Annotated in this window: 17 protein-coding genes; 15 read left to right on the forward strand and 2 right to left on the reverse strand. The window is 68.2% G+C overall.

What is annotated here, in order from left to right:
* The first annotated feature begins 16 nt into the window (after window positions 1-16).
* From BDI24065_RS07895 to BDI24065_RS07940, 10 genes are all read left to right on the forward strand, one after another.
* Window positions 17-913 carry an alpha/beta fold hydrolase gene (locus tag BDI24065_RS07895; RefSeq protein ID WP_175030736.1) on the forward strand — a complete coding sequence of 299 codons (897 nt, stop codon included), beginning with the start codon at window positions 17-19 and terminating at the stop codon, window positions 911-913.
* Complete coding sequence (locus tag BDI24065_RS07900) at window positions 910-1,767, forward strand: IclR family transcriptional regulator (protein ID WP_175030737.1); 858 nt, start codon at window positions 910-912, stop codon at window positions 1,765-1,767. The genes BDI24065_RS07895 and BDI24065_RS07900 overlap by 4 nt, the downstream gene beginning before the upstream one ends.
* Complete coding sequence (locus BDI24065_RS07905) at window positions 1,764-2,561, forward strand: SDR family oxidoreductase (protein WP_175030738.1); 798 nt, start codon at window positions 1,764-1,766, stop codon at window positions 2,559-2,561. The genes BDI24065_RS07900 and BDI24065_RS07905 overlap by 4 nt, the downstream gene beginning before the upstream one ends.
* Window positions 2,554-4,221, forward strand: coding sequence for a thiamine pyrophosphate-binding protein (locus tag BDI24065_RS07910; RefSeq protein ID WP_175030739.1), 1,668 nt, complete (start codon window positions 2,554-2,556; stop codon window positions 4,219-4,221). Before BDI24065_RS07905 ends, BDI24065_RS07910 begins: the two co-directional genes overlap by 8 nt.
* Complete coding sequence (locus BDI24065_RS07915) at window positions 4,214-5,029, forward strand: aspartate dehydrogenase (protein ID WP_175030740.1); 816 nt, start codon at window positions 4,214-4,216, stop codon at window positions 5,027-5,029. The genes BDI24065_RS07910 and BDI24065_RS07915 overlap by 8 nt, the downstream gene beginning before the upstream one ends.
* A gap of 72 nt (window positions 5,030-5,101) precedes the next feature.
* A complete protein-coding gene (locus tag BDI24065_RS07920) occupies window positions 5,102-6,592 on the forward strand; it encodes an aldehyde dehydrogenase (protein ID WP_175030741.1) in 1,491 nt (496 codons plus the stop codon).
* 18 nt (window positions 6,593-6,610) lie between these two features.
* The gene (locus tag BDI24065_RS07925) at window positions 6,611-7,573 is read left to right on the forward strand and encodes a VOC family protein (protein WP_175030742.1); all 963 of its coding nucleotides are present in this window, start codon (window positions 6,611-6,613) and stop codon (window positions 7,571-7,573) included.
* Complete coding sequence (locus BDI24065_RS07930) at window positions 7,570-8,814, forward strand: NAD(P)/FAD-dependent oxidoreductase (RefSeq protein ID WP_175030743.1); 1,245 nt, start codon at window positions 7,570-7,572, stop codon at window positions 8,812-8,814. The genes BDI24065_RS07925 and BDI24065_RS07930 overlap by 4 nt, the downstream gene beginning before the upstream one ends.
* 30 nt (window positions 8,815-8,844) lie before the next feature.
* On the forward strand, window positions 8,845-10,245 hold the full coding sequence (locus BDI24065_RS07935; protein ID WP_175030744.1) for an MFS transporter: 1,401 nt from the start codon (window positions 8,845-8,847) through the stop codon (window positions 10,243-10,245).
* Window positions 10,246-10,415: 170 nt separating this feature from the next.
* Complete coding sequence (locus BDI24065_RS07940; RefSeq protein ID WP_175030745.1) at window positions 10,416-10,967, forward strand: GNAT family N-acetyltransferase; 552 nt, start codon at window positions 10,416-10,418, stop codon at window positions 10,965-10,967.
* Between the two features lie 44 nt (window positions 10,968-11,011).
* Here the strand turns inward: BDI24065_RS07940 and BDI24065_RS07945 are convergent, their stop codons facing one another.
* Window positions 11,012-11,404 (reverse strand): hypothetical protein, encoded by a 393-nt coding sequence (locus BDI24065_RS07945; protein WP_175030746.1) that lies wholly within the window; start codon window positions 11,402-11,404, stop codon window positions 11,012-11,014.
* A 42-nt stretch (window positions 11,405-11,446) separates the two neighbouring features.
* Window positions 11,447-12,373: an ADP-ribosylglycohydrolase family protein gene (locus tag BDI24065_RS07950; RefSeq protein WP_175030747.1), complete on the reverse strand. Its 927-nt coding sequence runs from the start codon at window positions 12,371-12,373 to the stop codon at window positions 11,447-11,449.
* 177 nt (window positions 12,374-12,550) lie between these two features.
* On the opposite strand from BDI24065_RS07950, the gene BDI24065_RS07955 reads away from it, so the two are divergent.
* The 5 genes from BDI24065_RS07955 to BDI24065_RS07975 all read left to right on the forward strand — a co-directional run bounded on the left by BDI24065_RS07955 (window position 12,551) and on the right by BDI24065_RS07975 (window position 16,792).
* Entirely contained in the window at window positions 12,551-12,778 is a 228-nt protein-coding gene (locus tag BDI24065_RS07955; protein WP_011354727.1) for a DUF3079 domain-containing protein, read from the forward strand.
* A gap of 194 nt (window positions 12,779-12,972) precedes the next feature.
* Window positions 12,973-14,640: a hydroxylamine reductase gene (hcp, locus tag BDI24065_RS07960; protein WP_175030748.1), complete on the forward strand. Its 1,668-nt coding sequence runs from the start codon at window positions 12,973-12,975 to the stop codon at window positions 14,638-14,640.
* A gap of 13 nt (window positions 14,641-14,653) precedes the next feature.
* The gene (locus BDI24065_RS07965) at window positions 14,654-15,676 is read left to right on the forward strand and encodes an FAD-binding oxidoreductase (protein ID WP_175030749.1); all 1,023 of its coding nucleotides are present in this window, start codon (window positions 14,654-14,656) and stop codon (window positions 15,674-15,676) included.
* Between the two features lie 116 nt (window positions 15,677-15,792).
* Entirely contained in the window at window positions 15,793-16,206 is a 414-nt protein-coding gene (locus BDI24065_RS07970) for a PPC domain-containing DNA-binding protein (protein WP_175030750.1), read from the forward strand.
* Window positions 16,207-16,282: 76 nt separating this feature from the next.
* On the forward strand, window positions 16,283-16,792 hold the full coding sequence (locus tag BDI24065_RS07975) for a DUF4274 domain-containing protein (RefSeq protein ID WP_175030751.1): 510 nt from the start codon (window positions 16,283-16,285) through the stop codon (window positions 16,790-16,792).
* The last annotated feature ends 74 nt before the right edge of the window (window positions 16,793-16,866 follow it).

A 16,866-nucleotide genomic window follows, 5' to 3' on the forward strand; every position in this document is an offset into this window, starting at 1 on the left:
CGGAGCGGGTGAAGCAATGAGTGTCATCGACAAACGTGAACGCGACCGCACCGCGGCGTTCGCCGCGCTGCTCGGGCAGTTTCCCGAACAGCGTTGCGCGGCCGGCGCGGCGGGCACGATCGGTTATCGCGAGGCCGGCGCGCAGCATGCGGGCCGTGCGTTGCCGGTCGTGCTGCTGCACGGCATCGGCTCGGGCGCCGCATCGTGGGTCCGCCAGCTCGACACGCTCGGTGCATCGCGGCGCGTGCTCGCGTGGGATGCGCCCGGTTACGGCGTGTCGACGCCGGTGCACGGCGCGTCGCCGGCCGCCGCCGATTACGCGGCATCGCTGAACGCGTGGCTCGAGGCACTCGGCATCGAACGCTGCGTGCTGGTCGGTCATTCGCTCGGCGCGATCATCGCGGGCGGTCTCGCCCGCGTGATGCCCGCGCGGATCGCCGGCCTGCTGCTGGTGTCGCCCGCGGGCGGCTACGGCAGCGCACCGGCCGAAACACGCGAATCGCGCCGCGACGCGCGGCTCGCGATGCTTGCCGAACTCGGCCCGGCCGGGCTTGCCGAGCAGCGCAGCGGCAACATGCTGTCCGGTTTCGCGAACGAGGATGCGCGTGCATGGGTGCGCTGGAACATGGCGCGCATCGTGCCGGCCGGCTACGCGCAGGCCACGCATCTGCTCGCGAACGCCGATCTCGCAACGGATCTCGCCGGTTTTCGCGGTCGCACGGCCGTGGCCGTCGGCGCGAACGACGCGATCACGCCGCCCGCCGCGTGCGAGCGGATCGCCGCGGCCGCGCACGTCGGGTTGCAGGTGATTCCGCAAGCCGGTCATGCCGGCTATGTCGAAGCACCGGCCGTTTATTCCGCACTGATCGACACGTTCTGCCGTCAGTGCGACCAACAGCGGGGACTGGCATGAACGAACCGCTGCAACAACCCGATTCCGAAAACGGCAAGGCCGAAGCCAGCTACGTGGTACCCGGCCTCGAACGCGGGCTGCGGATTCTCGCTGAATTCTCGCCGCGCGAGCCCGTGCTCGGCGCGCCCGAACTGTCGAAGCGGCTCGGCATTCCGCGCACGACGGTGTTCCGTCTGCTGCAGACGCTCGAATCGCTCGGTTTCCTCGAGCGCGCGGACAAGGATCGCAACTACAAGCTCGGCATCGCCGTGCTGCGGCTCGGCTTCGAATACCTGAGCTCGCTGGAGCTGACCGATCTCGGCCTGCCCGTGATCGAAAGCCTGCGCGATGCGACCGGCTTCACGACGCACATCGTGATCCGCGACGGCCGCGACGTGGTGTTCGTCGCGAAGGCGCAGAGCCAGGCGCCGGTGTTCAGCTCGATCCGCGTGAACGTCGGCACGCGCTTGCCCGCGCATGCGACGACGCACGGCCACGTGCTGATGGGCGACCTGTCGTTGAAGGAACTGCATGCGCTGTATCCGGAAGGCGTGCTGAGCCGGATGACGAGCGCGACGCCGGAAACGGTCGACGCACTGTACGAAGTGATCCGCGAGGATGCGTTGCGCGGTTACGGCGTCAGCAACTCGTCGTTCGAGCGCGGCATCTCGGTGGTCACGGCGCCGGTGCGCAACGAGACGCAGAGGATCGTCGCGTGCATCACGGTGACGGTGCCGAGGCCGGAAATCGACGCGGCGCTGATCGCGGACGGGCTGATCGACAAGGTGCAGCGCGCGGCGGCGGAACTGTCGCGGCGGCTCAATTACCGCTCGGATGACGAGCACACGTTTCTCAAAGCTTTAGGACTGCGATGATTCAGATCGATCTGACCGGGCAGGTGGCGGTGGTGACGGGCGGTTCGTCCGGCATCGGCCTCGCGACCGCCGAACGGTTCCTGCAGGCGGGCGCATCGGTCGCGATTTGCGGCCGCGACGGCGAGCGCCTCGCACGCGCCGAAGCGATGCTCGCTGAAAAATACCCGGGCGCGCAACTGCTCGCCGCACGCTGCAACGTGCTCGACGAGCAGGACGTCGCCGCGTTCGCGCAAGCGGTTTCGACACGCTTCGGTCGTGCCGACATGCTGGTCAACAACGCCGGCCAGGGCCGCGTGTCGACCTTCGCCGACACGACCGACGATGCGTGGCGCGAAGAGCTCGAACTGAAGTATTTCAGCATCATCCGCCCGACCCGCGCGTTCCTGCCGCTGCTGCGCGACGCGCAGGCGCCGACGATCACCTGCGTGAACTCGCTGCTCGCGCTGCAGCCGGAGCCGCACATGGTCGCGACGTCATCGGCGCGCGCGGGCGTGCTGAGCCTCGTGAAGTCGCTCGCGACCGAACTCGCGCCGCAGCGCATCCGCGTGAACTCGATCCTGATCGGCATCGTCGAGTCGGGCCAGTGGCGCCGCCGTTACGAAACGCAGGCGCAGTCCGGCGAAAGCTGGGAGGACTGGACGGGCGCGCTCGCCCGCACGAAGAACATTCCGCTGAACCGCTTCGGCAAGCCTGACGAGGCCGCCTGGGCACTCTTTTATCTCGCAACGCATCTGTCGTCCTACACGACGGGCAGCCATATCGACGTTTCTGGAGGCTTTGCACGCCATGTCTGAAAAAACCACGGTTGGCGAGCTGATTGCCGCCTTTCTCGAGCAGTGCGGCGTGAAGACCGCATTCGGTGTCATCTCGATCCACAACATGCCGATTCTCGACGCGATCAACTCGCGCGGCAACATCCGGTATGTCGGCGCACGCGGTGAAGCCGGCGCATTGAACATGGCCGACGGCCTGGCCCGCGTGTCGGGCGGCCTCGGCGTCGCGTTCACGAGCACGGGCACCGCGGCGGGCAACGCGGCCGGCGCGATGGTCGAGGCGCTGACGGCCGGCACCGCGCTGCTGCACGTCACGGGGCAGATCGAGACGCCGTATCTCGACCAGGATCTCGCGTATATCCACGAAGCGCCGGACCAGCTGTCGATGCTGCATTCGATCTCGAAGGCCGCGTTCCGCGTGCGCACGGTCGAAACCGTGCTGCCGACGATCCGCGAAGCCGTGCGCATCGCGCAGACGGCGCCGACGGGCCCCGTATCGGTCGAGATTCCGATCGACATCCAGGCCGCTGAAATCGAATGGCCGGAAGACCTCGCGCCGGCACACGTCGCGGTGCGCGAGCACGACACCGCCCGCGTCGCGAAGCTCGCCGACGCACTGGCGGCCAAGCGCCGTCCGCTGCTGTGGCTCGGCGGCGGCGCGCGCCACGCACGCGAGGAAGTCGAACGCCTCGTGAAGCTCGGCTTCGGCGTCGTGACGAGCGTGCAGGGCCGCGGCGTGCTGCCCGAGGATCACCCGGCGACGCTCGGCGCGTTCAACGTGCACGCGTCCGTCGAAGCGTTCTACAAGACCTGCGATGCGCTCGTCGTCGTCGGCTCGCGCCTGCGCGGCAACGAAACGCTGAAGTACAAGCTCGCGCTGCCGCAGCCGCTGTTCCGCGTCGATGCCGACGCGCTTGCCGACAACCGCGGCTATCGCAACGAGCTGTTCGTGCACGGCGATTCGAAGCGCGTGCTGGCCGAGCTGGCCGACCAGCTCGAAGGCCGCCTGTCGGTCGATCCGCAATTCGCCGCCGATCTCGCGGCAGCTCGCGAGCAGGCGGTGGCCGACGTGTCGAAGGGCCTCGGGCCGTACAAGCAGCTCGTCGACACGCTGCAGGGCGCCGTCGGCCGCGACTACAACTGGGTGCGCGACGTGACGATCTCGAACAGCACGTGGGGCAACCGCCTGCTGAAGATCTTCGAGCCGCGCTCGGGCGTGCATGCGCTCGGCGGCGGCATCGGCCAGGGCATCCAGATGGGCATCGGCGCGGCGCTGGCGGATGCGGCCGCGAAGACGGTCTGCCTGGTCGGCGATGGCGGCCTGATGGTCAACGTCGGCGAACTCGTCACGGCCGTGCAGGAAAACGCGAACGTGATGATCGTGCTGATGAACGACCAGTGCTACGGCGTGATCCGCAACATCCAGGATGCGCACTACGGTGGCCGCCGCTGCTTCGTGCAGCTGCACCAGCCGGATTTCGCGCAGTTCTGCGCGAGCTTCGGCCTCACGCACTACCGGATCACGTCGCTCGACGACGCGGAAGCGATCGTGCGCGAAGGGATGGCGAAGGCAGGGCCGGTGATGGTCGAGGTCGACATGCTGTCGGTCGGCTCGTTCGCATCGAATTTCGCAGGCCCGCCGGTGAAGAAGGAAGAGCCGTCGGAGCGCCAGTATGCGTAACCACCACGCACCCGTCGACGTCGCGATGATCGGCTTCGGTGCGATCGGCGCGGCCGTGTACCACGCGGTCGAGCACGATGCGTCGCTGCGCATCGCGCACGTGATCGTGCCGGAACACCAGCGCGCGGCGGTGCAGGGCGTGCTGGGCGGCGCGGTGGAGGTCGTGTCGTCGGTCGACGCGCTCGCCCGCCGCCCGGAGTTCGCGCTCGAATGCGCGGGCCACAGCGCGCTCGTCGATCACGTCGTGCCGCTGCTGAAGGCCGGCACCGATTGCGCGGTCGCGTCGATCGGCGCGCTGTCCGATCTCGCGCTGCTCGACGTGCTCGCGCAGGCGGCCGACGAAGGCGACGCGACGGTGACGCTGCTGTCCGGCGCGATCGGCGGGATCGACGCGCTGGCGTCCGCGAAGCAGGGCGGCCTCGACGAAGTGCTGTACGTGGGCCGCAAGCCGCCGCTCGGCTGGCTCGGCACGCCCGCCGAGGCACTGTGCGACCTGCGCACGATGACCGAGGAAAAGGTGATCTTCGAAGGCAGCGCGCGCGATGCCGCGCGCCTGTATCCGAAGAACGCGAACGTCGCGGCGACCGTCGCGCTCGCGGGCCTCGGCCTCGACGCGACGCACGTGCGCCTGATTGCCGATCCGGCCGTGGCGCGCAACGTGCACCGCATCACCGCGCGCGGCGCATTCGGCGAGATGTCGCTGGAAATGAGCGGCAAGCCGCTGCCCGACAACCCGAAGACGTCCGCGCTGACGGCGTACAGCGCGATCCGCGCGCTGCGCAACCGCGCGGCCCGCTGCGTGATCTGACCGGGCCATTGAAGGTCCGCCCGCGCCACGGCGAGGGCGGACGTGCAGAGACAGATTTGTGGGACTTGTGACATGACTCCTTTCGATACGAGCCTCGTACCCGACGGCAACATGCTGATCGGCGGCGAATGGCGGCGCGGCCGTGGCGCGCCTTTCGCGAGCATCTATCCGGCCGACCAGTCGCTGAACATGGAAGTGTCGACCGCGAACGCGGAAGACGCGGCCGAAGCCGTCGTGGCGGCCGATGCCGCATGGCGCCGCGCCGACTGGGCGGGGCTGAAGCCGCATCTGCGCGCGCAGGTGCTGTACCGCATCGCCGATCTGATCATGCAGCGCCACGAAGCGCTCGCGAACCTGCAGCGCCGCGACAACGGCAAGCCGATCGGCGAGACGCGCGTGCTGGTGGCCAGCGCCGCGAACACGTTCCGTTATTTCGCGGCGTGCCTCGAAACGCTCGACGAGGAACTGACGCCGTCGCGCGGCGACTACCTGACGATGAGCGTGTACGAGCCGATCGGCGTGATCGCGGCGATCACGCCGTGGAATTCGCCGATCGCGTCCGATGCGCAGAAGCTCGCGCCGGCGCTGGCCGGCGGCAATGCGGTGGTGCTGAAGCCGGCCGAAGTCACGCCGCTCGTGTCGCTCGCGCTGGCACGCATCTGCGAGGAAGCCGGCGTGCCGAAGGGTGTGCTGAGCGTGCTGCCGGGCAAGGGCTCGGTGATCGGCGACGTGCTCGTGCGCCATCCGCTGGTGAAGAAGGTGTCGTTCACGGGCGGCACCGAAGTGGGCCGCGGGATCGCGCGCATCGCGGCCGAGAAGCTGATGCCCGTGTCGCTCGAACTGGGCGGCAAGTCGCCGACCATCGTGTGCGACGACGCCGATCTCGATCACGCGGTCAACGGCGTGCTGTACGGCATCTTCAGCTCGTCGGGCGAAGCGTGCATCGCGGGCTCGCGGCTGTTCGTGCAGCGCTCGGTGTACGACGAATTCATGAAGCGCCTGGTCGCGGGCGCACGCAAGCTGCGCGTGGGCGATCCGACGCGTCCCGATACGCAGATGGGGCCGCTGATCACCGCGAAGCATCGCGAATCGGTGGAGCGCTACGTGGCGCTCGGCCTCGAGGAAGGCGGCCGCCTGCTGTGCGGCGGCGAGCGGCCGTCGGGCGACGGGCGCGAGAACGGCTTCTTCTATCAGCCGACGATTCTCGAAGGCCTGCCGAACAGCGCGCGCATCTGCCAGGAAGAAATCTTCGGGCCCGTGCTCGTCGCGATGCCGTTCGACGACGAAGCGTCGCTGATCGCGCAGGCGAACGACAGCGTGTTCGGCCTGGCGGCCGGCATCTGGACGCGCGACTACAAGCGTGCATGGCGTATTGCGCGTGCGCTCGAAACGGGCACCGTGTGGATCAACACGTACAAGCTGTTCTCGATCTCCACGCCGTTTTCGGGCTGGAAGGAGAGCGGGATGGGGCGCGAGAAGGGCCGCCTCGGCATCCGCGAGTACATGCAGCAGAAGAGCCTCTACTGGGGCTTGAACGACGCGCCGCTGCCGTGGGCGAACTGAGCGAAGGGGAATGACGCAATGAGCATTTTGGGAATCGAGCAGATCACGTACGGCGTCGACGACCTCGCGACCTGCCGGCGCTTTTTCGCCGACTGGGGGATGAAGGAAGTCTCGCACGACGACACGCGCGCACGCTTCGAGACGCTGAACGGCTGCACCGTGCTGGCCGTCAAGGCCGACGATCCGGCGCTGCCGCCGGCGTTCGAAGCGGGCCCGACGCTGCGTGAAGTCACGTGGGGCGTCGCGACGCAACAGGAACTCGACGCGCTGCGCACGAAGCTTGCCGGCCAGCCCGGCTACTACGCGCAGGACGATGCGGTCGGCTGCATCGACCCGAACGGGATGGCGATCCGCATCGAAGTCACGCGCAAGCGCGCACTCGACATCACGGGCTCGCCGTCGAACGTGTGGGGCCAGACGCTGCGCGTCGACCAGCCGAGCCCGATCTATGCACGCGCGGAGCCGGTCGAGGTCGGGCACGTGGTGTTCTTCACGAACTGCCTCGACGCGCAGGAAAAGTTCTATCACGAGCTGCTGGGCTTCGAGACGTCCGACCGTTACCCGGGCCGCGGCGCGTTCATGCGCTGCGCGCCGCACGGCGGTCACCACGACCTGTTCCTGCTCGCGCTGCCGAACGGCAAGCGTGGCCTGAACCACGTCGCGTTCACCGTGCGCGACATCCACGAGGTGTTCGGCGGCGGCATGCACATCGACCGCTGCGGCTGGGAAACGCAACTCGGCCCGGGCCGTCACCCGGTGTCGTCCGCGTACTTCTGGTACTTCCAGAACCCGGCCGGCGGCCTGATCGAGTACTACGCGGACGAAGACGTGCTGACGCCCGAGTGGCAGCCGCGCGAATTCGAGCCGGGCCCGACCGTGTTTGCCGAATGGGCGGTCGACGGCGGCCTCGACGGTAATACGCGCCGGCAGAAGAACGCGAAGGCGCCGGAAGGCAAGTTCATGACGGAGCGCAAATCGTGAGCGAAGAGAATGCACAGGAGCAGGCCGCGCCCGGCACGGTCGTCGTGATCGGTGGCGGCCAGGCCGCCGGCTGGGTGCTGAAGACGCTGCGCGCGGAAGGCTTTGCGGGCCGCCTCGTGATGATCGCCGACGAGCCGCATCTGCCGTACGAGCGCCCGCCGCTGTCGAAGGCCGTGCTGGCCGGCGACGCCGACATCGAAACCGTGCGCGTCGTGCGTCCCGACGAATTCGACGCGCTGAACGTCGAAGCATGGCAGCCGGAACGCGCCGCATCGATCGACCGTGCACGCCGCGTCGTGACAACCGAAAGCGGCCGCGAGATCGAATACGACCGGCTCGTGATCGCGACCGGCGGCACGTCGCGCCGTCTGCCGGACGCGCTCGTGAAGACCCCGAACCTGCATTACCTGCGCACGCTCGACGAAGCGGCCGCGCTCGGCGAGAAGCTGCGCGCAAGCCAGCGCGTGCTCGTGATCGGCGGCGGCTGGATCGGCCTCGAAGTCGCGGCGACGGCGCGCAAGCTCGGCGTCGAAGCAGTCGTGGTCGAAGGCGCGCCGCGGCTGTGCGGCCGCTCGGTGCCGCAGATCGTGTCGGATTTCCTGCTCGACCTGCACCGCGCGAACGGCGTCGACGTGCGGCTCGGCGCGGCGCTCGCGTCGCTCGACGCGCAGCCCGACGATGCATCGAAGGTGCGCGCGACGCTCGCCGACGGCACGACGATCGACGCCGATTTCGCGGTGGCCGGCATCGGCCTCGCGCTGAACGCGTCGCTCGCGAGCGATGCGGGGCTGGCGATCGACGACGGCATCGTCGTCGACGAATTCGGCGCGACGAGCGACCCGGCGATCTTCGCGTGCGGCGACGTCGCGAACCATCACAACGGCTGGCTGAAGCGGCGCGTGCGGCTCGAATCGTGGGCCAACGCGCAGAACCAGGCGATCGCGGCGGCGAAGGCCGTGCTCGGCGTGCATGCGCCCTACGCGGAGATTCCGTGGTTCTGGTCCGATCAGTACGACGTGAACCTGCAGATCCTCGGCGACCTGCCGGCCGATGCGCAGCTCGTCGTGCGCGGCGATCTTGCCGCACGACGCGCGACGCTGTTTTTCGTGGGCGAAGGACATGTGAGAGGTGTCATCGCCGTCAACAACGCACGTGAGCTGAAGCTCGCGCGCAAGTGGATGAACCAGGGCCGGGCAGTGGATACGGAAGCCCTGGCAGACACGAGCAAGACACTGGCCTGACCGGGCGACGAGACACAGGAGACACCCCGCATGAGCACTTTCGACAACGTCGTGGCCGGTCGCGCCACGATGGAAGCTGCCGCCTCCACGCCCGGCGCGATCATCGCGCGGCTCGAGCGGCTTCCGGCCAACGCGATGCAGATCCGCGCGCGCGTGCTGATCGGCACCGCGACGTTCTTCGACGGCTTCGACGTGATCACGATCGCGGCGACGCTGCCGTTGCTGATTCACAAATGGGGGCTGTCGCCGACGCAGATCGGCATGCTGATCGCGTCCGGCGCGATCGGCCAGCTGATCGGCGCGTTCCTGTTTCCTGCGCTGGCGGAGAAGCACGGCCGCGTGAAGGCGATCGCGTGGAGCTCGGCCGTGATCGGCATCACGAGCATCGCGTGCGGCTTCGCACCGACCTTCGAGATCTTCGTGCTGCTGCGGATCCTGCAGGGTCTGGGCCTGGGCGGCGAGCTGCCGGTCGCCGCGACGTACATCAACGAGATCACGCGCGCGCATGGCCGCGGCCGCTTCGTGCTGCTGTACGAGATCGTGTTCCCGATCGGCCTGCTCGTGTCGATGGCGCTCGGCGCGTGGCTCGTGCCGCGCTTCGGCTGGGAAATCATGTACTTCGTCGGCGGGCTGCCGCTGATCCTGTCGCTGGTGCTGACGCGCATCGTGCCGGAGTCGCCGCGCTGGCTCGCGTCGCGCGGGCGCCTGGCCGAAGCGGGGCGGGCGGTCGGCGCGTTTGAAGCGTCGGTGCGCGGCGAGCTGCCGCCGGTCACGCAGGCGGCCGCGTTCGACGAGATGGTGCGCCAGCATCCGAAGCGCAAGATGAGCGACCTGTTCAGCGCCGCGTATCGCAAGCGTACGCTCGCGGTGGCGACGTTGTGGGCGACCTGCGGGTTCATCCAGTACGGGCTGTCGACGTGGCTGCCGACGATCTACAAGAACTTCTATCACGCGCCGCTGCAGCTTGCGCTGAACCTCGCAGTGATCGGCTCGGTGATGGGCGTGCTCGGGTCGCTCGCGTCGGCGCTGCTCGTCGACAAGCTCGGCCGCAAGCCGGTGATCGTGTGGTCGTTCGTGCTGTGCGCGCTGTCGCTGGCGTTCGCGGGCTTCTATCACGCGTCGTCGGTGTATGTCGTGTCGATCTTCTGCTCGCTGTCGCTCGGGTTGATGGCGTCGGGGTTCATCACCGCGTACGTCTATACGCCGGAGCAGTATCCGACCAGCATCCGCGCGTCGGGCTGCGGGCTCGGCAGCGCATGGCTGAAGATCGCGTCGTTCGTCGCGCCGATGGTGGTGCCGCACGCGATCATCGGCGGCAACCTCGCGCCGGCGTTCTACCTGATCGGCATCGTGCCGCTGATCGCGGCCGTAACCGTGCACTTCGTCGGGATCGAGACGAAGGGGAAGGTGCTCGAAGCGCTTGAAGCGTAAGCGCGGCCGGCGGTAGCGGATGGAGTGAAGAGGCCCGGGCGATGTCCGGGCCTTTTTGTTGGGCGGCAATCCGGTTGCCGCGGTGGGGCGCGGTGTGCGAATGCACGAGATGGCTGGCTTGCGGCTCGCGTGTTCTAATTCACGATCCCGTTTTCAGACCGACCGTCGCCATGGCCCTGTTCGACCCCGTCACGCTCGATACCTCCCGCCTCGTCCTGCGGCCGCTACGCGAAGCCGATGCGCACACCTTCTTCGAGATCTGGTCGGATGCGGAGGCGATGCGCTATTTCTCGTTCTCGCCGATGACGCACATCGAACAGGCGATCGAGCGCGTCGCGCGCAACGTGAAGACGTCTGCGAGCGGGCAGGACCTGATCTGCGTACTTGAGCTGCGGGAAACCGGCGAGGCGCTCGGCGAATGCGTGTTGTTCCATGCGAACGAGCAATGCCGGCGCGCCGAGATCGGCTTCAGCCTGCGGCGCCAGTACTGGCGTGGCGGCTACATGCGCGAAGCAGCATCGGCCATGATCGATCACGCGTTCGGCACGCTGCGGCTGAACCGGCTCGAGGCCGATATCGATCCGCGCAACGTCGCGTCGGCGCGGCTGCTCGAACGGCTCGGCTTCGCGCGGGAAGGGTTGCTGCGCGAACGCTGGATCGTCGGTGACGAAGTGTCGGACAGCGCGCTGTACGGGTTGCTGGCGAGCGACCGGCGCGCGTGATGCTTGACGCGTGATGCGGCCGGGCCGGTGATGGCCCGGTTGTATCAATCCCAGCGGCTGTCTTCCATGTCGGCTTCCACGTCGGCGGTGCCGCCGAATCCCAGCTGCTTGAGCTGTGCGTAGTAGCGCGTGTAGTCGAATTCGCCGTCCGCTTCCCACGGTTCGAGATCCCAGATCACGTCGGCCATCCACGGAATCCAGCGTGGCGGAGGCGGCCACTTCAGGAAGTAGGTCACGCGCTCGCGTTCCGGCCACGCATGTTGTTCCCACCATTCCTGAAACACCATCATGAACGTTTCGCCGCCGCCCATTCGCCATCGCATGCTGTACGGATGCGAATCGGCCGCGATGACCCACGGTGGCGGAACCGTGCCGTACTGCGCGGTGTACTCGGCCACGCTTTGTCTGTACCAGTCTGCGTCCGCGTACTGCCCCATCCGATCTCCTTCCGCTGTTTGCCGCGTATTCTCTTCGAGCGCTCACGGTTTCGCGAGCCAGCCCTCGACCTGTTCTTTCCCGTGCAGCGCCGCGACCCATCGATCGGGCAATGCGTGCTCGCCGTACAGCGCGCCGGCAAGGCTGCCGGCAATGGCCGCCGTCGTATCCGTGTCGTTGCCGAGCGCGATCGCGCGCTTTACGCAGTCTTCGTAGCTGCTCGTCGACAGCAGGCAATGGATCGACGACCAGAAACTGTCGACCACGTAACCGGACCCTTGCGGCGCGTCGAAGCGGCCATCGAGCACGATCTTCAGTTCGATCTCGTCGGCGGTGCCCGCGTAGCGCGTCAGCAACTCGTCTTCGGCCGCGCGCACCGCAGCGGGCGCTGGCTGGCCTTCGAGAATGCCCATTGCCGTCAGGCCATGGAGCGCACAGCACAGCTGCGAGCGCACGTGGCCGTGTGTGACGACGCTCTGCTTGCACGCGAGCCGGATCGCTTCATCGCGCGATTCGGCGACCATCACCACCGGAAAGCAGCGCATCAGCGAGCCGTTGCCGTTGTCGCGTTCGTCGCGGGGGCCGGCAACGGCGGGCGCCGCGCCAGCCGCCAGCGCGTGCAACGCACGCTGCGTCTGCAGGCCGACGTCGAACACGCGTCCATCGGGCGTGAACGCGCCGCGATGAAACCAGTCCTGCAGGTTGCGGGCGAACGTGTCGAGATTCAGGTCGCGGTCGTCCGACAGCGCGTCGAGCAGCGCGAGCGCCTGTGCGCCATCGTCGCTCCAGGTGCCGGGCGGCACGCCGTCGTGGGCGCGCGCAAAGCCGGGCGGCGGCGTCATGTCGATCTCGGCAGGCGGGGGGATCGACGCGGCGTCGTGGAATTCGTACGGCACGCCCAGCGCGTCGCCGATCAGCAGGCCCAGCAGGCCGCCGCGCAGGCGGGATCGTCGGTTCGGAATGTCGGTCATCGGGCAGGCGTCGGGTTGGCGGCTCGCGCCGCGGAATACCGTGCAGACTAGACCAATCGCCTGCGCGTGCCTAGCCGATGCCGTGTCGTTGGTGCGAACGAATGCCGCATGGCCCGCGTGCGCCGGTGAACTAGAGTCGAACCGTAGCGGATGAAACGACATCGGGAAGACACGATCATGGCCAAGAAATTTCCGCTGCATCCCGTGCATCCGGAGCGGATCTGCTGGGGGTGCGACAACTACTGCCCGACGCACGCGATGCGCTGCGGCAACGGCTCCAGCCGTACCCAGCACCCGAGCGAATTGCTCGGCGACGACTGGTATCGATACGGCGACTGGGGCATCGAAGGCGCCGATGCCGACAACGAAAGCGAACGCGCCACCGAAGCCGGCGGGCAGTCGTAGCGACAAGTTGCCTCACCCGGGTGCGTCCGGTTTCTTGATCTGCATCACGGTTGCGAAACGCGTGCCGAAACATCATGAAAAAAGATGCATGAACAACGCATCTTGAAGCGGGCGGGATGCCCGGCGGCCAGGAACCTGCGTTCCGCCGCCGATCGCGCCGACCCGCGCCCCCATGATCGAGAAAGGAGAGCACCGTGTTTTGCTATCAATGCGAACAGACCGACCGGACCGGCGCACGGCCCGGCTGCGCATCGGCGAAAGGCAACTGCGGCAAGGATGCAACGACGGCGGACCTGCAGGACCTGCTGGTCCATGCGGTGAAGGGCATTGCGCAATACGGCGCGATCGCGCGAGCGATGGGCGCACCCGATCGCGACGCCGACCGGTTCGTGCTGTATGCGATGTTCACGACGCTGACCAACGTGAACTTCCATGCGGCCCGTTTCGTTGCGTTGCTACGTGAAGCTGCGCAGATGCGCGACCGCGTGAAGGCCGCATGTGACGCGAGCGCGCGGGCGGCGGGCACGGTCGTCCCGGCGCAGCACGGGCCGGCGATGTGGCAGCCGGCGAACGATCTGGCCGGGCTGCTGGAGCAGGCCGCGAGCGTCGGCGTGGACAACGGGCTCGACAAGGTGGGCGCGGACATCGTCGGCCTGCGCGCGCTGGTGCTGTACGGGCTGAAGGGCGTGTGCGCGTATGCGCACCATGCGCGGGTGCTCGGCTACGAGCGCGACGACATCTACGAAGGAATCGAGGCCGCGCTTGCGTTTCTCGCGCGCGACCCCGACGACGTCAACGCGCTGCTCACGCAGGCACTCGACCTCGGCCGGCTGAACCTCACGGTCATGGAACTGCTCGACAGCGCGAACACCGGCCGCTTCGGTGCGCAGCAACCGACGGCCGTGCGCGTGTCGCCGGTGGCGGGCAAGGCAATCCTCGTGTCGGGCCACGATCTCGGCGATCTGCACGCGCTGCTCGAACAGACGGCCGGCACAGGCATCCACGTGTACACGCACGGCGAGATGCTGCCGGCCCATGCGTATCCGGTGCTGAAGGCGTTTCCGCACCTGGTCGGCAACTACGGCGGCGCATGGCAGGATCAGCAGAGCGACTTCGCGCATTTCCCCGGGCCGATCCTGATGACGTCCAACTGCATCATCGAGCCGATGCCGCAATACCGGCAGCGGATCTTCACGACGGGGCCGGTCGGCTGGCCGGGCGTGCGCCATCTCGAACATCACGATTTCTCGACGCTGATCCGCGCTGCCCAGGCGCTGCCCGGGTTCCCGGCCACGGCGCCGGAGGAAACGATCACGGTCGGTTTCGGCCGGCATGCGGTGCTTGGCGTGGCCGACAAGGTCATCGACGCGGTCAAGGCCGGACAGATCCGCCATTTCTTCCTGATCGGCGGCTGCGACGGCGCGGCGCCGGGCCGCAACTACTACACCGAGTTCGCGGAGCAGGCGCCCGACGATACGGTCGTGATGACGCTCGGCTGCAACAAGTACCGGTTCAATCGCCACGCGTTCGGCGCCATCGGCGGCATTCCGCGCCTGCTCGACGTCGGGCAGTGCAACGACAGCTATTCGGCGATCCGGATCGCGACGGCGCTCGCCGATGCGTTCGAATGCGGCGTGAACGACTTGCCGCTGTCGCTCGTGATCTCGTGGTTCGAGCAAAAGGCGGCGGCCGTGCTGCTGACGCTGCTCGCACTCGGCCTGCGCAACATCCGCCTCGGGCCGACGCTGCCGGCCTTCGTGACGCCGGGCGTGCTGGCGGTGCTGGTCGAGCAGTTCGGCATCCAGCCGATCGGCGACGCCGGCGCCGACCTGGCCGCGTCGCTGGCGCGCCACGCCGCTTGAGCGGGATCGTTCGATGACTTATCGCATCGAGATCACGACACGCGACGGCGAGCGCTTCGGCTTCGGCTGCGACGGCGAGCAGGATCTGCTCACGGCCGCAGCCGACGCCGATATCACGCTGCCGTCGCAATGCCGGCGCGGCAGCTGCGGCGCATGCCAGGCGACCGTCGTCGACGGCGCGTACGAGATGCCGCCCGACAGCGCCGGTGTGTTGCCGGCTGGCCAGCGCGGCGCGGTCCTGCTGTGCCGGACCCGGCCGCGCGGCGATCTGCGGGTCGCCGCGCCGTACGACCGGACCAAGGTGCTGCTGCATCCGGTGCCCGTGCGTACCGCGCGGATCGCGGCGCTCGAGACGATCGCGGCCGACACGATGCGCGTCGAGCTGCAGGTCGAGCCCGACGACGCGTTCGGCTCGGCCGCGGAGTTCGAACCGGGCCAGTTCGCGGAACTCGAGGTGCCGGGCAGCGGGGTGCGTCGCCCGTATTCGCTCGCGAACACGAGCAATTGGGACGGCCGCCTCGAGTTCCTGATCCGGCTGCGGCCGGGCGGCTGGTTCTCGACGTACCTGCGCGAGCGTGCGCGGCCAGGCGATCCGCTGACCGTGCGCGTGCCGATGGGCGGCTTCGGGCTGTTCGCGGACAGCCTGCGGCCGCGCTGGTTCGTCGCGGGCGGCACCGGGCTCGCGCCGATCCTGTCGATGCTGCGGCGCATGGCTGAATTCCAGGAGATGGCCGACGCGCGGCTGTTCTTCGGCGTCAATCAGGAAAGCGAACTGTTCATGCTGGATGAACTCGCGCGATTGCAGGCCGACCTGCCGCAGTTGCGCGTCGATCTGTGCGTCTGGCGGCCTGGCGGGGAGTGGGCCGGGTTGAGTGGGACGCCGGTCGACGCGTTGCGTACGGCGTTCGCGCAGAGCGATGCGTCGCCGGACATCTACGTATGCGGGCCGCCGCCGCTCGTTCAGGCGGTGCGGGACGTGGCGACGGCGGCACGCGTGCCGGATGCGCAGTTCGCGAGCGAGCGCTTTACCGTTTGATGCCGGGGCCCGCGGCGATGCGGGCGCGCCGTGTTCCCGAGCGCGGGTGACTTGCCGGATTCACGGCGCGAACGTACTCTTGGTCGACACCACCCTCCATCGGCAGGTGCTCGACCATGCAAGCCCACCCTCTGCGTCTTTCCCCCGGCGACGACCTGCGCGCGTCGATCGAGCATGCATTGCGTCAGCACGACGCGCATGCGGCATTCGTGATCCAGGGCATCGGCAGCCTGAGCGTCGCGCAATTGCGCTTTGCCGGGGCCGATGTGCCGACCGAGTTGCGCGGCGACCTCGAAATCCTGACGCTGGCCGGCTCGGTATCGCCGGATGGCGCGCACCTGCACATGTCCGTTTCCGATGTGGTCGGCCGCGTGTCGGGCGGCCATGTGGCCAGCGGCTGCGTGGTGCGCACGACCGCCGAGATCCTGCTGGCCGTGCTGCCCGCGCATCGCTTTGCGCGCGAACCCGACCCGCACACCGGCTTCAACGAACTGGTGATCCGCCGCGAACCGGGCGGCGAGGGCGCGTGACGGTCGCGAAGCGGCGTTAGAATCGCCGGTCATTCGACGCTGTTCCGCCATTCACCATTCCGCGAGGCCGCCATCCATGGATGATTCCGAAATCGAACAAAAGGCGTGGGATATCGTGCGCACCTGGCTCGAGGGCGCGACGCCCGAGCAATGGCACCGGTTCGCCGCGCGCTCCAATTACGATGGCAACGGCCGCGCGCTGCGCTGGCTGCTCGACAACCGCAACATCGATCGCGCCACCGCGCTGCTGATCTACTGGAATCTCGGCGCCGCGTGGTTCGTGCAGTACGCGAACGAAAGCGACCTGGGCGACGCGTCGTATCAACTGGACACGTTCCGGCTGGTGCGCGAAGTCGAGCAGCGTTACGCGGAAGGCTATTACGCCGATCACGGGATCTGGTTCGATCCGCATGACTTCGACGGTGCGGGCCCGAACGACTACCCCGACGTCCCGGTCGCGCGGCCGGTGCCGGCGCTGATGCTGAAGCCGACCGACGGCCGCGAGTATGTCGATCTCGACGAGGAAGGGTACGACGAAGGCTTGCCGTTCGAGGTGGCCGAGCGGATTTTCGCGCTTTACGACTGACCGGGCCGGCACGGCCACCCGGCGCCGGATAAAAAAATGGCGCCGCGGGCATTCAGCCTGCGACGCCATTGCGT

It is taken from the genome of Burkholderia lata, assembly GCF_902499025.1.
Classification (GTDB): Bacteria; Pseudomonadota; Gammaproteobacteria; order Burkholderiales; family Burkholderiaceae; genus Burkholderia; species Burkholderia lata_C.

What these genes read in the sequence shown, in the direction of transcription:
- BDI24065_RS07895 (WP_175030736.1), top strand. Translation starts at nt 17, where the DNA reads ATGAGTGTCATCGACAAACGTGAACGCGACCGCACCGCGGCGTTCGCC.
- BDI24065_RS07900 (WP_175030737.1), top strand. Translation starts at nt 910, where the DNA reads ATGAACGAACCGCTGCAACAACCCGATTCCGAAAACGGCAAGGCCGAA.
- BDI24065_RS07905 (WP_175030738.1), top strand. Translation starts at nt 1,764, where the DNA reads ATGATTCAGATCGATCTGACCGGGCAGGTGGCGGTGGTGACGGGCGGT.
- BDI24065_RS07910 (WP_175030739.1), top strand. Translation starts at nt 2,554, where the DNA reads ATGTCTGAAAAAACCACGGTTGGCGAGCTGATTGCCGCCTTTCTCGAG.
- BDI24065_RS07915 (WP_175030740.1), top strand. Translation starts at nt 4,214, where the DNA reads ATGCGTAACCACCACGCACCCGTCGACGTCGCGATGATCGGCTTCGGT.
- BDI24065_RS07920 (WP_175030741.1), top strand. Translation starts at nt 5,102, where the DNA reads ATGACTCCTTTCGATACGAGCCTCGTACCCGACGGCAACATGCTGATC.
- BDI24065_RS07925 (WP_175030742.1), top strand. Translation starts at nt 6,611, where the DNA reads ATGAGCATTTTGGGAATCGAGCAGATCACGTACGGCGTCGACGACCTC.
- BDI24065_RS07935 (WP_175030744.1), top strand. Translation starts at nt 8,845, where the DNA reads ATGAGCACTTTCGACAACGTCGTGGCCGGTCGCGCCACGATGGAAGCT.
- BDI24065_RS07940 (WP_175030745.1), top strand. Translation starts at nt 10,416, where the DNA reads ATGGCCCTGTTCGACCCCGTCACGCTCGATACCTCCCGCCTCGTCCTG.
- BDI24065_RS07945 (WP_175030746.1), bottom strand. Translation starts at nt 11,404, where the DNA reads ATGGGGCAGTACGCGGACGCAGACTGGTACAGACAAAGCGTGGCCGAG.
- BDI24065_RS07950 (WP_175030747.1), bottom strand. Translation starts at nt 12,373, where the DNA reads ATGACCGACATTCCGAACCGACGATCCCGCCTGCGCGGCGGCCTGCTG.
- BDI24065_RS07955 (WP_011354727.1), top strand. Translation starts at nt 12,551, where the DNA reads ATGGCCAAGAAATTTCCGCTGCATCCCGTGCATCCGGAGCGGATCTGC.
- BDI24065_RS07965 (WP_175030749.1), top strand. Translation starts at nt 14,654, where the DNA reads ATGACTTATCGCATCGAGATCACGACACGCGACGGCGAGCGCTTCGGC.
- BDI24065_RS07970 (WP_175030750.1), top strand. Translation starts at nt 15,793, where the DNA reads ATGCAAGCCCACCCTCTGCGTCTTTCCCCCGGCGACGACCTGCGCGCG.
- BDI24065_RS07975 (WP_175030751.1), top strand. Translation starts at nt 16,283, where the DNA reads ATGGATGATTCCGAAATCGAACAAAAGGCGTGGGATATCGTGCGCACC.